The following is a 16,789-nucleotide window of genomic DNA, read 5'->3' as shown; positions in this document are numbered from 1 at the left end:
CAGTTTATGAAAACGGCAATTGTTACAGACAGTACAGCATATATACCGAAAAGTCTTTTGGACGAACAAGATATATTCATGCTCCCTTTATTGGTTACTATAGATGGGAAATCATATCGTGAAGATATAGATCTATCTGCAACAGAATTTTATGAAAAAGTCCAAAATACAACGACATTTCCTTCTAGTTCACAACCAGCTATTGGTGAAACTTATGAACTGTTTAAGCGTTTGGCTTCTGAATATGATGCAATTATTTCTATTCATCTTTCATCAGGAATCAGTGGGACCTATCAAAGTGTGAGTACTTTAAGAGATGAATTTCCTTCGTGCCCCCTTTATACAGTGGATTCAGAAATCAGTTGTTACCCACAAGCGAGACTAGTATTGGAAGCAGCACGGCTTGCTAAAAAAGGTATGGATGCGGAAGAAATTGTGGCACGTGTGAAGAGACTGAAAGCACGTACGAAAGCATATTTTATGGTGGATGATTTAATTAACCTTCAAAAAGGGGGACGTCTTTCTGGAGGCGCCGCTTTAGTCGGTTCAATGCTGAAAATCAAACCAATTTTACATTTCAATGATAAAAAAATTACGGTATTTGAAAAAATCCGGACTAAGAAAAAAGCGTTACAATTGATACTGGATTTATTGGCCAGCGATGTTGAGAGCGTTGAATACCCGTTGATTGTGACTGTTATTCATGCCAATCGATTGGAAAGTGCAGAGGCTCTTGTAAGAGAAGTCAAGGCTAAATACCCAGATATTCATTGTGAAATCAGCTATTTTGGTCCTGTGATTGGAACGCATTTAGGCGAAGGTGCCTTAGGGATAACTTGGACAGAAGATACGACTAGATAGGAAAAAATTTTGGTATTTGGTGTTGTTAAGGAAATGCCCTTCGGCTTGCAAGCCTCAAAGGGCTCGTAGACGCTGAAGCGCCAACGGTCCCTAGTTTCGCGTTGCATCCTTGACACGTCCACAAGCAACCACTCCGTCCTACGGGATTTCGAGATGATGACTACCAACACAATAAATGATAGAGCCATAGGAAAGAGGGTGGGCCAAAAGGCTCATTCTCTTTTTTAAATTTAAAAAAATTGACCAAAATAAAACTTTTCGCCTTTTTTTGCATATATATATGTGAGAGGAGTTGAGTGGATGGATCAATTATTATTCGGACGGGAAATTAGTATGAAAGAATGGCCAAGCGAAAGCGACATACCCGGGACTGCATTGATACGCCCGGCTTTTTTAAGAATTAATAATGCTTGGCAATGCCAACGCTGTGGAACCCATGATGAAGCTATGTTCATTATGGGACCTTGTACGTGTGGAACAGACTGCTTCTATTGTTCGGTATGCCTCAATATGGGAAAGCTTAAAAAATGTACGCACTTGTATTCTTTACCGGAAACAAATGCATTTAATAAATTAAGTGAGACGCCATTGGTCTGGGAAGGAGTGCTATCTCCTGAACAACAACGTGCCTCTGAAGCCATTGTCAAAACTTGGTATCAAAAAGAAATACGCTTAATTTGGGCAGTGGCAGGATCGGGGAAAACGGAAATGATTTTCCAGGGAATAGCCCGTTGTTTGTTGGCACAAGGCCGGGTTTGCATTGCGTCTCCTCGAATCGATGTTTGTCTGGAGTTGGCTCCGAGGTTACAGGCGGCTTTTCGGGATATCCCAATCGCTTTACTTTATGGAGGCATGGAGGAAGTTTATCATTATACCCCTCTGACCATTGCGACGACGCATCAACTTTTACGCTTCAAAGAAGCATTTGATTTATTGATCATCGACGAAGTAGATTCATTTCCCTACCATAATAATCTGGCTCTTCATTTTGGGGCTGAAAAAGCACGAAAGCATAACAGTGCATTGCTTTATTTGACGGCTACTCCGCCTCGTATGATGCAACTGCAAGTAAAAAAAGGAGAACTTCCTGCTACAGTTCTTCCCGCTCGTTACCATGGTTATCCCTTGCCTGAAGTGACAACGAAGTGGCTGGGTGACTGGCGCAAAGCTATTCGCAAGCGTCAAAGGCGTTCACCATTAATAAAATTAATCGACAAAGCTGTTCATCAAAAACGTCGCTTTTTATTGTTCCTGCCCCATATTGGTTTAATGCTGGAATTAGAAAAATGGCTGCATGATTTATATCCGGAAATGACGTTTACCTCTGTATCAGCTGAAGACCCGGAACGCGTTAAAAAAGTTAAGGAAATGCGTGAAGAAAAATATACCCTCCTCCTTACCACCACAATTCTTGAAAGGGGGGTTACTTTTCGCGATATTGATGTGCTGGTAATCGGAGCGGAAGACAGGGTTTTTACCGAAGCCTCGCTGGTCCAGATTGCCGGTCGGGCGGGACGACATAGAGACTTCCCGACAGGGATGGTGTGGTTTGGCCATTACGGAAAGACGAAGGCCATAAAGCATGCGGTCTCCCAGATTAAAACGATGAACCAACAAGCTAGGGAGAAGGGGTTATTACATGGGACGTTGCCTGATTTGTAATCGCGGGATTCAGGATTCGCTGACTTTAGCTAAAATCGTTTCCTTTAAACCTTATAAAGAGTCCTGTATATGTGAACGCTGCACACAATTATTTCAAGAAATTCACCGGAATCAGGCATGTCCAGGGTGTTCTCGCCTTCAAGACGACATGTCGGATTGTAGAGATTGTATCAAATGGAAAGAAAAGGTAGTTGATGGTTTGGTCACCCATGAAGCCTTTTTTCGCTATGATGATGTCTTAAAAAATTGGATGCAAGTTTATAAGTTCCAAGGTGATACACGCTATGCGAGAATAATGGCGGACCCGTTGCAGGGATTTTATCGGAAACACAAAGACGCTGTTGTCGTCCCAATGCCTAGTTCGAAAGCGAGTATGGATAATCGGGGATTTAATCAGTGTGAAGAATTGTTAAAGTATGCAGGAATTCCCTATGTAAATTTAATTTCGAATGTGTCCCGGGACAAAAAACAGTCCGAAAAGAACCGTATGGAACGAATGCAGACGGGTCAACCATTCCAACTTAATGAGTTATCAGTAGATCATTCCAAGTCTTTGTTATTGTTCGACGATATTTATACGACAGGACGTACATTAATACATGCAAAAGAATTATTATGGGAAGCGGGATTCACTGCGATTTCTTCATTTTCCATAGGAAGATAATTAAATGGAATCGATTGTAAAATTTTAACGCTTACATTATAATGGTATTAAAGAATCCCTATGAGTGGTCCATAGGAGTCTTTTCTGATGATGAATCAGACGAAAGGAGAGAGCACTATGTTTAGATACAATGTCCGAGGAGAAAATATCGAGGTTACACCAGCAATTCGTGAGTATGCAGAGAAAAAACTCAGCAAACTGGAGAAGTTTTTTGATAATGTGCCGGAAGCAACGGCACACGTAAACTTGAAAGTTTACACTGATAAAACTGCGAAAGTAGAAGTAACGATTCCTCTACCATACTTAGTATTGCGTGCTGAAGAAACTTCAATCGATTTATATGGAAGCATCGACTTGGTAGTCGATAAACTAGAACGCCAAGTTCGTAAATATAAGACTAAAATTAATCGTAAATCACGCGAAAAAGGATTTACGCCAGCGTCAGTACCTTCTGCGATTGAAGAAGACCTTGATGAAAATAATGGTCAATTAGAAATTGTTAGAACAAAACGCATTTCACTGAAACCAATGGACAGTGAAGAAGCAGTTCTACAAATGAACATGTTAGGACATAATTTCTTCATTTTCGAAGATTCTGAAACGAACGGAACAAGTATTGTCTACCGTCGTAAAGATGGTAAGTTCGGATTAATCGAAACAGACAATGCTTAATCCCTTAATAAAACATTTCTGGCTCTTTGTCAAGAAGTGTTGATAGTGTATTTTTCCGATTGAATGAAGGTTAAAATTCACAATCTATGAAGCAGTAGCTGGGAACCGAACGGTTCCTAAGCTGCTGTTTTTATTTCTAGCAATTTATATTCAATAAAGATGCGGTTACGGAAACTAGAAAAGTTACGATAGCCATAGGCTGTCCGCTTAATAACCTTGATTTTGTTATTGATTCCTTCCACTAAGCCGTTCGAGTAATCATAGTTCAGTGCATTGATAATTGCTTTTTCGGATTGGCGGAATGTCTTCAAAGCCCGGTCCATTTTGACCGTCAGCCCCTGTTGTTTTTCATGAATGAAAGAGCTGAACAGCTTTGGTTTCCGGTGATTAACCGTGAAGATGATGGTTTGGTAGGCGTTATAATTAAGGCGCAATCCCTCGTCCAAAGAGAGGAGATAGTCAATAATTCCCCTCTCCGTCATGAGCCCCTTAAAAAGCCGGTGATAACGGTATTCGGTGCTATTCAATGTCTCTTCCTTTTTCAGGATTAATTTCCAGTATTTCTTCAGCTTCCTGTAATCTCGATTAGCCTTTAAGTCTTTTGATTTCTTCAGGGTATTCATAAAACTGACACGTGCCATATTGAGAGCCCGGTTCACCTGTGTGACAATGTGAAAACGATCAATGATCAACGCTGCCTGAGGAAAGAGGTCCTGAAACAGTTTTTGATAAGGACCGTAAAGGTCCACTACGACCGTCTTGACCTTCGCTCGTTGTTCTTGTGGAAAACGCATAAAGTAATCAATGATTGATTTGTTTCGACGATCCTCCAGAATATCAAAAATTTTCTTGTTGTCAGAATCACAAATAATCAGGCTCATTGCCCCCTCGGCGCTTTTTACGCTCTTAAATTCATCAATCGCCATGTTCTCAGGAAGATGGGTATAGACTTGGCGGAATGTATCATAAAAATCTCCAAAAACCCTTTTGACGGTGTTATTGGAAACACGGTGTTCAAGCGCAATATCCTTTTCAGATATGTTCCTCGTCCCTTGGACGGCGATAGAACGCTTCACATCATTCGTGATATGGCAACGTTTTTTAACGATAGTCGTTTCCGCAATAAACGTTTGACCACATTCCCGGCATAAGAATCGTTGTTTCTTCAGTTCCAAGTAAGCGGGACATCCCGCCATATCGAGGAGTAAAGGATGAGTCAGTTTTGTCCCATTTTTGACTATCGATCCCTCATTTACGCAGCCACAGCACTTACAAGCCTCTGGTGTAAAGGTCAGCTTGGCGGAGATGATTTTGCAATGCAGGCCATTTCTAACTTCTTCCTTCAGCCAATCCTTATCCGTCACTTTAATATTTTTATCTTTTATTCCCAGCAGATTTAATATAGAATGTTTATGAGACAAATGAATTTCCTCCCTAAAATAAAGACTCGATACCTTCATTTTAACGGAAAAATTCATTTGTCTCTTTGTATTTTCACAAAAGGGCCATGGGCCATCAACACTTAATATTCTAGAACCACATTTCTAAAGGCTAGGACTAACCGTCCTAGCCTTTTTTGGCTATGAATTAGTATAAAAGAGTACAAAAACCCTGTTATTAATGCTAAAATGAGTAAGATGCGTGAAGTGCAAGCATTCCTGATAGGGATTTGTATCAGACAAGTACTACTAAACATAGAATTCAGAATTAGAGGAGATTTAGGATGGCCAACTTTTTGAAACGATTATTCGAAAACGATAAAGCAGAAATTAAAAGTTTAGAAAAACAAGCAGACAAAATCATTGCCTTAGCTGATACAATGGCTGCTTTGAGTGACGAGGAATTAAAAGCAAAAACAACTGAATTTCAGGAACGTTACCAAAAAGGAGAAACATTAGATCAATTACTCGCTGAAGCTTTTGCAGTAGTAAGAGAAGCGGCAAAACGTGTTCTGGGACTATATCCATATAAAGTGCAGTTGATGGGTGGTATTACCTTGCATAAAGGTAATATTGCAGAAATGAAAACTGGTGAAGGTAAGACCTTGACGGCGACGATGCCGGTCTATTTGAATGCAATTTCAGGTGATGGTGTACATGTTGTCACAGTCAATGAATACTTAGCCAGTCGTGACGCGGTTGAAATGGGTGAGTTATACCGTTTCCTTGGTCTTACTGTAGGGTTAAACGTCGCAGGGAAATCTTCTGAAGAAAAGCGTGAAGCTTATAATGCTGATATTACATATAGTACCAACAACGAACTAGGCTTTGACTACTTGCGTGATAACATGGTCGTTTATCGCAATCAAATGGTTCAACGTCCGTTAAATTTTGCAGTAGTGGATGAGGTCGATTCAATCTTAATCGACGAGGCGCGTACACCTTTGATTATTTCCGGACAAGCTGAAAAATCAACAGCCCTTTACAACCGGACAGATTTCTTTGTTAAAGGCTTGAAAGAAGAAGAAGACTACACAATTGACCTAACTTCTAAATCGATCGCCTTGACTGACACAGGAATTGAAAAATCAGAAAAAACATTCCACGTTGATAACCTATACGATGTTGACAATACAAAACTGGTCCATCATTTGGATCAAGCTTTGCGGGCAAACTTTATCATGATTCGCGATGTGGATTATGTGGTTAATGAAGGCAAAGTTCAAATCGTCGACCAATTTACAGGCCGTATTATGGAAGGTCGTCGTTATTCAGATGGACTTCATCAAGCGATCGAAGCCAAAGAAAACGTAGAAATTCAAAATGAATCCCGAACAATGGCAACTATTACGTTCCAAAACTACTTCCGGATGTATTCAAAACTATCTGGTATGACAGGTACGGCAAAAACAGAGGAAGAAGAATTCCGTGAGATTTACAATATGGAAGTTATTCAAATCCCTACTAACAAACCGATTATCCGTCAAGACTATGCTGATTTACTCTATCCAAACCTGAAGAGCAAATACAAAGCAGTCGCACAAGACATTAAAAATCGTCACGAAAAAGGACAACCGGTCTTGGTTGGTACCGTTGCAATCGAAACGTCTGAATTGCTTTCCCGTCTATTGAAAGAAGAAGGTGTTCCGCATGAAGTCTTGAATGCGAAAAATCACTTCAAAGAAGCGGAAATCGTCATCAATGCAGGCCAACGTGGTGCAGTTACGATTGCTACTAACATGGCTGGGCGTGGTACAGATATTAAATTAGGACCTGGCGTGAGAGAAGTGGGCGGTTTAGCAGTTATTGGTACCGAACGTCATGAATCCCGTCGTATCGATAACCAATTACGGGGACGATCTGGTCGTCAAGGGGATCCGGGTGAATCACAATTCTATCTTTCATTAGAAGATGATTTGATGAAACGTTTTGGTTCTGACCGGATTCAACAAGTCTGGAGTCGCTTGAACATGGATGGTGAAGGCGATGATATGGCGATTCAAAGTAAAATGCTTTCGCGTCAAGTTGAATCAGCTCAAAAACGTGTAGAGGGCAATAACTACGACACACGTAAAAATGTTTTGGAATATGATGAGGTTATGCGAGAGCAACGTGAAATTATCTATGGCCAACGTCTGGATATTATCACGGAAACAAAAGATTTGCGTACCGTAACAGTCAATATGATTGAACGTACCATTAATCGCATGGTTGAAACACATACACAAGGCGATAAAGAAACATGGAATCTTAAAGCAATCCATGACTTCGCTGGTAGTGTATTGGTTCATCCTGATTCAATCACTGAAGAAGAGTTGAAAGGTAAATCTGCTGTTGAAATTAAAGAAGATTTGACCAACCGAGCAAAAAATGTTTACGAAGCGAAAGAAAAACAACTAAGTGCAGACCAATTGCTGGAATTCCAAAAAGTTGTCATTTTACGTGTTGTGGATCAAAAGTGGACAGAGCATATCAGTAACATGGATGAACTGCGTCAAGGAATTGGACTACGTTCATACGCTCAAAACAATCCACTGACTGAATATCAAACGGAAGGTTACAATCGATTCCAAGAGATGATTGCGTCTATTGATTATGATGTAACACGTATTGTGATGAAATCAGAAATCCGTCAAAATCTGAAACGTGAATCAGTAGGAGCAAGTTCTGACATTCGCGCTGTTCGTGAAAGTGAAGCGGGAGCGAGTGAAAAAACGGAACAAATCAAACGTGCACAAATGGCGGCCATGCAAATGCGTCAAATGATGATGGCGCAACAAATGGAAAAATTACGTGCTCAAAAAGCAGCAATGGATGTAAAAAAAGAAACGCCGGAGCAAGACGAGACTGAAAAGTAAAAGCATCCGATGAAGGCTTATAAAATGTGGAAGGGCTGGAAAATGATTTCTAGCCCTTCTTGTTGAATAAAAAATAGGAGGAATACCATGGAATTAAGTGAAGTAAAAGCATTCCTGGAAACATCAGAAGAGAAAATCCAAAGCTTTGGGAGGTCTCTTTGACTTAGAGGCACTCGAAGCAGATATTGCAGAATATGAAGACCAAATGCTGGATCCAAGTTTTTGGGATGATTCCAACGCAGCTCAAGACGTCATTAATGCTTCCAATCAACTAAAGTCTGTTTATGAAACATTCAAAAAATTGGCGGCTTTGCAGGAAGATCTGCAAGTCATGTATGAAATGGTAAAAGAAGACCCTGAATCCGGTTTTGAAGAGGAACTGGAAGAAAGAGTCGAAGAATACGAAGAAGCTTTAAATAGTTACGAGCTAACGATGTTATTGAATGGACCGCACGATAAAAACAACGCCATCCTGGAAATACACCCGGGAGCTGGTGGAACTGAATCCCAAGATTGGGGAAGCATGTTATACCGCATGTTTACCCGTTGGGCGGAGAAAAAAGGCTTTACAGTTGAGACGCTGGATTATCAAGCGGGTGATGAAGCAGGTATTAAGAGTGTGACGCTTCTTATAAAAGGTCTGAATGCTTATGGGTATTTAAGATCTGAACGGGGTGTTCACCGATTGGTTCGTATCTCACCGTTCGATTCAGCAGGAAGAAGACATACGTCGTTTTGTTCAATCGATGTCATGCCGGAAATTGCAGCCGATAATGCAGAGATTGAAGTAAACCCAGATGACATTCGGGTAGATACTTACCGGGCAAGTGGGGCTGGGGGGCAACATATTAACAAAACCTCGTCTGCCATTCGGATTACGCATATCCCAACAGGTATCGCCGTTCAAAGCCAGGCGCAACGTTCCCAATTCCAAAACCGCGATACAGCAATGGGAATGCTGAAAGCTAAGTTATTCCAGTTACAAGAAGAAGAGCGGGAAAAAGAATTGGCAGCGATTCGGGGCGAACAAAAAGAAATCGGTTGGGGTTCTCAAATACGTTCCTATGTTTTCCACCCGTATTCAATGGTCAAAGACCACCGTACCAATCATGAAACCGGCAATGTACAAGGAGTGATGGATGGCGATTTAGATCCATTTATTGATGCATTCTTGAAGATGAACATTACAAACGACGAACAATAAGATACTGGGACAGGCAGACGGGAATTCATATTCTGGTCTGCCTTCAATATTAATTTTCAAGAATCCGCTTCAAAAAACTGTCATATTTTGAAATATAAATGTAACCAAACTAAAACAGCAATAATGAGCGAACGTGCTATAATGATTTGGCGTACCGAAGAGATAAAGTCAACCACTGTTTAATTCCCGCAAACATCTTGTTTGGGGATTTTTTTTAGGAATATTGTTCAGCCAAAAATAAAAAGATAGGTGATTACATGATTGAGATGGTAAATGTCTCAAAAGTTTACAAAAATGGCGTAACGGCAGTAAATGATCTTAGCGTGAAAATTGATCAAGGCGAATTCGTATATATAGTTGGACCAAGTGGGGCAGGGAAATCTACTTTTATTAAAATGCTTTACCGTGAAGAAAAAGCTACAAGTGGCTCTATTAAAATCGGTAAATTTGATTTAATGAAAATAAAAGAACGTGATGTTCCAATGCTACGCCGTTATGTTGGCGTTGTTTTCCAGGATTTTAAATTATTACCACGCTTGACAGTTTTTGAGAACATTGCCTATGCAATGGAAGTTGTAGAGAAAACACCAAAACAAATTGAAAAGCGCGTCTTCGAGGTTTTGGATCTTGTGAAGTTAAAACATAAAGCGCGTATGTTCCCGACGGAATTATCCGGTGGGGAACAACAACGGATTGCAATTGCACGGGCTATTGTTAATATGCCAGGAATTTTGATTGCCGATGAACCGACAGGTAACTTGGATCCTGACACATCTTTGGAAATCATGAATATATTGGATGAGATCAATTCACAAGGTACGACCATCTTGATGGCGACACATAATAGCCAAATCGTTAATGATATTAAGCACCGTGTGTTGGCGGTTGAAAATGGCCGCATTGTAAGAGATCAATTAGAAGGAGAGTATGGCTATGAAATTTAGAACCATGGGACGTCACATTCGCGATGCATTCAAGAGTCTTTTTCGGAATGGGTGGATGTCTGTGGCAGCAATAAGTGCTGTTGCAATGACATTAATCTTAGTGGGTTCATTTATAGCAATCCTCTTTAACGTAAATAAACTCGCAAGTGATGTCGAGAACGATGTAAGCGTGCGTGTGTTTATTGACTTGGCGGCAGAAGAGGAAAATAAAGAAACTTTAAAAGAACAACTAGAACAAATCCCGAATGTTGAAACATTAACGTATTCAACGCGCGATGAAGAATTGAATAAATTAATTGGTAGCTACGGCGAAGAATTTAATTTGTTCGGCGGGGATGACAATCCTTTGCATGATGTATATATTTTGAGCACGAAAGTGCCGGAACAAACAGGTGAAGTAGCAGCAGCTGCTGAAAAACTGGAGTATGTTTCAAAAGTCGAATACGGTGGAACAACGGCAGAAAAACTATTTGATACAATTGCGACGATGCGGACTATTGGCTTGGTTATCATTATCGGTCTGTTGCTGATTGCAGTTTTCTTGATTTCAAATACAATCCGGATTACCATTTTCTCGCGTAGTACGGAAATTGAAATTATGCGACTGGTGGGAGCCAAGAACAGCTATATTCGTTGGCCATTCTTGATTGAAGGAGCAGTAATCGGATTGGTTGGGGCTTTAATCCCAACAGGCATTCTGATTTTTGTATACCGATTCTTGTATGATCTGGGAACCCAATACTTAATCGGCTCGAATTTCGGTTTGTTATCACCGGCACCATTTATCTATTACCTTGGTTTAGGTTTAGTGGGTGTCGGGGTGCTGTTAGGCTCAATCGGATCAGTACTTTCCATGACACGTTTCTTAAAAGTATAATGTTTTATATACAATCGGCATTGCTTTCGACAGCAATGTCGATTTTTTGTTAACTTTTCAATTATCCTTCATAATGATAGAATGAGAATGAGAAGGATATATTAGAATGATTTCAGGAGGACGAGATGAAAAAAGTTTTAGTTGTGGATGATGAGGAATCCATTGTTATTTTGCTGTCTTATAACCTAGAAAAAAATGGTTATGAAGTCATTACAGCTCATGACGGCAAGGAAGGCTATGATTTGGCGATGAGCCAATCTTTTGACTTCATTATTCTCGACTTGATGTTGCCTTCGATGGATGGCATGGATATTTGTAAACGACTGCGCCAAGAAAAAATCAAAACACCGATATTAATGCTCACCGCTAAAAATGACGAGTTGGAAAAAATTATTGGTCTGGAGTTGGGCGCGGATGATTACATGACAAAACCATTCAGCCCACGTGAAGTTTTGGCTCGGATGAAAGCCATCTTACGCCGCACGGGAAATCTTCAAAATAGTGATTCTTCAGATGAAACGGCAGAGCAAGTCGCTTTAGAAAATGAAGTAATAAAAGAAGAAAAAGTGGAAATAGGCGAAATCATTATTTTTCCAGACTTATATGAAGTTCAAGTTAGAGGTGAAGTGATTGACATCACTCCAAAAGAATTTGAACTCTTGCTTTACATGGCAAAAAGAGCGAACCGTATTTTAAGTCGTGAACAGTTATTGAATGCCATTTGGAACTTTGATTATGCAGGTGAAACACGGATTGTGGATGTCCATATCAGTCATTTACGCGAAAAAATTGAAGAAGATACCAAAAAACCACAATATATAAAAACGGTAAGAGGCTTTGGCTACAAATTTGAGGAATCAAAATAATGCGCAAATTTACAAATCAATTTATGGCCATCTTCATTGGACTCTTTCTACTCCTGTCAATGGGAGTAGTTTTTTATACCAATCAATTGGTGTATAGAGTCACTAGTGAAACAATGACAGCGGAAGTCGTGCGGCATGGCGAAACCTTAGCGGAAATAATGGAGCGCGGGTTTTTAAGCGAGGCCAAGAATGTCCAAACGGCTGTTACACATCTGGATTCCTTGCAGTTTTTTTTAGAAGAAGAGGACGACATAGCTTTTATCAACAATTCGGGTAAATTAATTTACTCTTCTAATGCCTATTACTCTTCTGTTGAAAATCAAGCTAATACAAGGGAAATCCGTCGTGTTATCGAAGGCGCTGATCGTGGTACCAGCGGTATTGTTAAGAACACAGCAGGCAACAGCGAATTCCGAGTGGCAGTTCCATTATTTAATGGTAATGAGGAACAAGTAGGTATTTTACGTTTAACACATGAATTGCGCGATTTGGATGGACTGAAAAATGCGCTCATTCGATCCGTTTTCGTGTTTAGCTTTGTCGCTATCTTGATGGCGGGATTTATTGCTTACTACTTATCGAATCGGATATCGAAACCATTAAAAGGAATCTCTAACGTCATTGAAGGTATTTCAGATGGTGATTATTCCAATCATTACATAGGTATCGACTACCCGGAAGTTGCAGAACTAGGCGATACCGTTAATCAGCTGGCCGAAAATCTGGAATCCAAGAATCGGGAAATTATTCAGTCGAATGAGCGGCTGACAGTTTTGGTAGATAGGTTAGTGATCGGTGTAGTCTTATTGGATCATAGACAGCAAATTCAAATGATGAACCCAGCTGCACATGAAATTTTAGGTATTGATGATCGTTTATTGGGACACACTTTCCTGGAAATGACGAAAAGTTATGGTCTCGTTCAAATTATTCAACAAACCTATCAAGACCACCAAAATAAACATGAGGAAATCTATATTTATCACCCTCAAGATCGTATATTAGATGTCAATACCATGATTGTTCCCAACATCATGGGGCAACAAATAATCGTTCTTTTATATGATATTACGCAAATACGCCGATTGGAAAAAGTTCGGACAGATTTTGTTTCGAATGCTTCCCATGAACTAAGAACCCCTGTTACAGCCTTAAAAGGATTTGCAGAAGTGCTCCTGGATGGTGCCATGGAGGATCCGGTCACGACAAAACAATTTTTGGAAATCATCTATAAGGAGTCGAAACGTTTAGAGATTTTGGTTAATGATATTCTCGAGCTTTCTCGGGTCGAGCAAAAACAGGTGCCAATGAAACAGGAGGAAATCAATCTTGAAGAAGTCGTACGCGCTTGTTTCCGGGTGATTCAACCTCAAGCCGATGTGAAAAAAATCAAGTTGCGTTTTTATTCCTCGGAACCAAATGTCATTATGCTCCAAACAGACCGCAGTCGCTTAGAGCAAGTGCTGAATAACTTGATCATTAACGCTGTAAACTATACGGATACCGGTGGCAAAGTTTCCGTAATGATTGAGCAAACAGAAAAAGAAGCGGTTATACATGTTGCGGATACTGGAATTGGTATACCCGAAGAAGATATGGGTCGCATATTTGAAAGATTTTACCGAGTGGATAAAGCACGTAGCCGAAATTCGGGTGGAACAGGATTGGGGCTTTCAATTGTTCGCTATCTGGTCCAAAACTTGAATGGAAGGATTAGTGTCAAGAGCACGCTGGGAATCGGAACCACCTTCACAGTTCATCTCCCAATAAAGTAACAAACTTCTTTCTACACATGTAATTTACATATTATTTACATAAAATTTACATTCCGCAAAAAAGCCCTGAAAACCCCCTGGTTTCTCAGGGTTTTTTAATTTAAAGCGTAAGAAAACGGTATCTTTCTTATTGCATTTAAATTTATACCTAAAAAAATCTTTACATTAAACCATGCAGAAAATTTACATTCGAAGAATAGAATAAGAGTAAGGCAATGAGCCCAAGACACTAAAAAAGGATGGTAATCGATAATGCAATTGAAAAGCCTAAGTAAGTTAGTATTGTCTTTAGGAGCTGTAGGTTTTTTAGCAGCGTGTGACTCAGCAGCAACAGACGAAGAAGCAACAGGATCAGCAGAAGGTTCCGCAACATCTGGTGAAATTATTGTAGTATCTCGTGAAGATGGTTCAGGAACAAGAGGCGCGTTTACAGAAATTACAGGCGTTTTAGCTGAGGATGAAAACGGAGAAGAAGTTGATCAAACTTATATCGAAGCTGTTATTCAAAACGGTACCGAGGGAGTTCTTTCAACAGTAGCTGGAGATGCAAACGCAATTGGTTATGTGTCCTCAGGTTCATTAAACGATACGGTTAAAGGCGTACCGGTTGATGGCGTTGAACCAACAAATGAAACTGTTCAAGATGGTTCATTCCCTATTTCTCGTAACTTCAATATTGCTTGGGGTGGCGACCTTGATGCAGTTGCTCAAGACTTTATAGATTACATCCTTTCAGCAGAGGGACAAGAAATTGCAGTCGGTGAAGGTTATGTAGAATTCGTAACTGGCGCAGAAGCTTATGCAGGTGACGGATCACAAGAGGGGACAATTTCAGTAGTAGGTTCTACTTCGGTAACGCCATTAATGGAAGTACTTGCTGAGGAATATTCTAAATTGAACGAGGGCGTTCAAATTGATATTACTTCTAACGGTTCTTCGGCTGGGATGACAGCGGCTATGGACGGAACTGCAGACATTGGTATGGCTTCTCGTGAATTGAAAGAAGAAGAAGCAGCTGAATTAGAATCAACAGCAATCGCAGTTGATGGTATTGCAGTTATCGCAAATAAAAACAATAGCGTTGAAAGTTTGACACTTGAACAAGTACGTCAAATTTTCACTGGTGAATTAACTGAATGGGAAGAGGTTCAATAATCTTCTGACCGATGGAAAAGGCCAGTTATCTGGCCTTTTTTTTTTAGAAGTGGTATAAATATTTTAGCTATTATTTTGCGTTGAAATATGGTATTGTCTCATTTGGGAAACCCCAGGGTAAGGGAGAGGGAAATATGCAAAAGAAATATTTTTGGGAACATTTCATGAAATGGGTATTTATAGCATCTGCATCCATTTCGGTCATTTCCATCATTGTTATTTTTTATTTTATTTTTGAAGGCGGCCTTCCATTCATGTTGGACTATGGAATTGGCGACTTCCTTTTTGGGTCTGTATGGACGCCATCTAACTCAACACCACAATTTGGTATTTTACCGATGATTATCGGCTCGATTGTTATCACAATTGGAGCGATTATTATTGGAGTACCTACAGGGGTGTTTACTTCCGTTTTTATGGCACGTTTTTGTCCACCATCGTTGTATAAATTTCTAAAACCAGCAGTAAATATGATGGCTGCGATTCCTTCAATCGTCTACGGTTTCTTCGCATTACGCGTTATTGTACCGTTAATGAAAAACTGGGTAGGTGGAACGGGTATGAATATTTTGACAGCCTCCATTTTATTGGGAATCATGATATTGCCAACGATTATTGGAATGTCAGAAGCTTCATTACGCGCTGTTCCAAAAAGCTACTATGAAGGTAGTGTGGCGCTAGGTGCGACACATGAACGTTCCGTTTTACGCGTTGTTGTTCCAGCTGCTAAGTCCGGGATTGTGTCATCGGTTATTTTAGGTGTCGGTCGTGCGATTGGGGAAACAATGGCTGTTATTCTTGTAGCCGGTAACCAACCACGTATTCCATCAAGCTTGACACAAGGTGTTCGTACAATGACAACGAATATCGTACTGGAAATGGCATACGCTGCCGGACAACACCGTGAGGCCTTGATTGCAACTGCCGTGGTACTGTTCATCTTTATCATTATTATCAACGGTGTGTTTTCAGTCGTGAAAAGGAAGGAGATCTAGATGGAAGCGAAACTAATTAGATTTTTTGTTTACTTCTTTAGTTTTATAACATTTGCTTCGTTACTCTATATTATTGGTTTTATTTTAGTTAATGGGATTTCAGCCTTGTCGCCTGAAATGTTCGCTTGGAAATATACGACAGATAACGTATCCATGATGCCTTCAATCATTACGACCTTTATAGTTGTCATATCTTCATTGCTTATTGCGGCACCTATCGGCGTATTTACAGCTTTTTATTTGATTGAATATGCAGATACAAGTAATAAATTCATAAACATTATCCGTGTCGCAACAGACACACTATCTGGGATTCCTTCTATTGTTTATGGTTTGTTCGGGATGTTATTCTTCGTTCTTTTCCTGGGATTTCAATATTCACTGATTGCTGGTATTTTAACTTCAGTAATCATGGTATTGCCAGTTATTATCCGTTCCACTGAAGAAGCGTTGCTATCTGTAAATGTTTCTCTACGTGAAGGGAGCTTCGCTCTGGGAGCAGGTAAAATACGGACCATCTTCCGAGTTGTACTTCCTGTTGCCATGCCTGGTATTTTATCAGGAATTATCTTGGCGGTAGGCCGTATTGTTGGTGAAACGGCAGCGTTGATGTATACACTTGGGACATCAACCAACTTACCAACCAATGCTTTCCAATCGGGTCGTACACTAGCACTTCATATGTACGTATTATCGAGTGAAGGGATGCATGTTAGAGAATCCTACGCTACTGGGGTGGTACTGATTATCATGGTACTAATTATTAATGGTCTTTCAACTTGGCTAAGTAACCGATTAACAAGAGGAGCGAAATAAG

At 40.1% G+C, this 16,789-nt stretch carries 14 protein-coding genes; 13 read left to right on the top strand and 1 reads right to left on the bottom strand.

What is annotated here, in order from left to right:
- Window positions 1-6: 6 nt before the first annotated feature.
- The 4 genes from ACTU7M_RS05980 to hpf all read left to right on the top strand — a co-directional run bounded on the left by ACTU7M_RS05980 (window position 7) and on the right by hpf (window position 3,859).
- Entirely contained in the window at window positions 7-861 is an 855-nt protein-coding gene (locus tag ACTU7M_RS05980) for a DegV family protein (RefSeq protein ID WP_443473477.1), read from the top strand.
- Between the two features lie 300 nt (window positions 862-1,161).
- Complete coding sequence (locus ACTU7M_RS05975; RefSeq protein ID WP_443473476.1) at window positions 1,162-2,523, top strand: DEAD/DEAH box helicase; 1,362 nt, start codon at window positions 1,162-1,164, stop codon at window positions 2,521-2,523.
- Window positions 2,501-3,187, top strand: coding sequence for a ComF family protein (locus tag ACTU7M_RS05970; protein ID WP_443473475.1), 687 nt, complete (start codon window positions 2,501-2,503; stop codon window positions 3,185-3,187). The genes ACTU7M_RS05975 and ACTU7M_RS05970 overlap by 23 nt, the downstream gene beginning before the upstream one ends.
- 117 nt (window positions 3,188-3,304) lie before the next feature.
- A complete protein-coding gene (gene hpf, locus ACTU7M_RS05965) occupies window positions 3,305-3,859 on the top strand; it encodes a ribosome hibernation-promoting factor, HPF/YfiA family (RefSeq protein ID WP_443473474.1) in 555 nt (184 codons plus the stop codon).
- Between the two features lie 116 nt (window positions 3,860-3,975).
- On the opposite strand, the gene ACTU7M_RS05960 is transcribed toward hpf, so the two are convergent.
- Complete coding sequence (locus tag ACTU7M_RS05960; protein ID WP_443473473.1) at window positions 3,976-5,280, bottom strand: ISL3 family transposase; 1,305 nt, start codon at window positions 5,278-5,280, stop codon at window positions 3,976-3,978.
- A 302-nt stretch (window positions 5,281-5,582) separates the two neighbouring features.
- On the opposite strand from ACTU7M_RS05960, the gene secA reads away from it, so the two are divergent.
- From secA to pstA, 9 genes are all read left to right on the top strand, one after another.
- Window positions 5,583-8,156 carry a preprotein translocase subunit SecA gene (gene secA / locus ACTU7M_RS05955; RefSeq protein ID WP_443473472.1) on the top strand — a complete coding sequence of 858 codons (2,574 nt, stop codon included), beginning with the start codon at window positions 5,583-5,585 and terminating at the stop codon, window positions 8,154-8,156.
- A gap of 87 nt (window positions 8,157-8,243) precedes the next feature.
- Window positions 8,244-9,360 (top strand): peptide chain release factor 2 gene (gene prfB / locus ACTU7M_RS05950; protein ID WP_443473471.1). Its coding sequence is split into 2 segments (ribosomal slippage): window positions 8,244-8,315 and window positions 8,317-9,360, totalling 1,116 coding nucleotides; the frame shifts between segments, so codons are not numbered across the junction.
- Between the two features lie 257 nt (window positions 9,361-9,617).
- On the top strand, window positions 9,618-10,304 hold the full coding sequence (gene ftsE / locus ACTU7M_RS05945; protein ID WP_443473470.1) for a cell division ATP-binding protein FtsE: 687 nt from the start codon (window positions 9,618-9,620) through the stop codon (window positions 10,302-10,304).
- Complete coding sequence (ftsX, locus tag ACTU7M_RS05940; protein ID WP_443473469.1) at window positions 10,294-11,181, top strand: permease-like cell division protein FtsX; 888 nt, start codon at window positions 10,294-10,296, stop codon at window positions 11,179-11,181. The genes ftsE and ftsX overlap by 11 nt, the downstream gene beginning before the upstream one ends.
- Before the next feature lie 125 nt (window positions 11,182-11,306).
- The gene (locus ACTU7M_RS05935) at window positions 11,307-12,047 is read left to right on the top strand and encodes a response regulator transcription factor (protein ID WP_443473468.1); all 741 of its coding nucleotides are present in this window, start codon (window positions 11,307-11,309) and stop codon (window positions 12,045-12,047) included.
- Window positions 12,047-13,822 (top strand): two-component system histidine kinase PnpS, encoded by a 1,776-nt coding sequence (gene pnpS / locus ACTU7M_RS05930; RefSeq protein ID WP_443473467.1) that lies wholly within the window; start codon window positions 12,047-12,049, stop codon window positions 13,820-13,822. The genes ACTU7M_RS05935 and pnpS overlap by 1 nt, the downstream gene beginning before the upstream one ends.
- Window positions 13,823-14,074: 252 nt before the next feature.
- Window positions 14,075-14,977: a substrate-binding domain-containing protein gene (locus tag ACTU7M_RS05925; protein WP_443473466.1), complete on the top strand. Its 903-nt coding sequence runs from the start codon at window positions 14,075-14,077 to the stop codon at window positions 14,975-14,977.
- A gap of 134 nt (window positions 14,978-15,111) precedes the next feature.
- Window positions 15,112-15,972 (top strand): phosphate ABC transporter permease subunit PstC, encoded by an 861-nt coding sequence (gene pstC / locus ACTU7M_RS05920; protein WP_443473465.1) that lies wholly within the window; start codon window positions 15,112-15,114, stop codon window positions 15,970-15,972.
- Complete coding sequence (gene pstA / locus ACTU7M_RS05915; RefSeq protein ID WP_443473464.1) at window positions 15,973-16,788, top strand: phosphate ABC transporter permease PstA; 816 nt, start codon at window positions 15,973-15,975, stop codon at window positions 16,786-16,788.
- Window position 16,789: the final 1 nt, after the last annotated feature.

Origin of the sequence: Jeotgalibaca sp. A122 (assembly GCF_052266715.1) — a bacterium.
Taxonomy (GTDB): Bacteria; Bacillota; Bacilli; order Lactobacillales; family Aerococcaceae; genus Jeotgalibaca.
The sequence above is the reverse complement of the archived record's forward strand: the minus strand, read 5'-3'. Positions and strand labels throughout refer to the sequence as shown.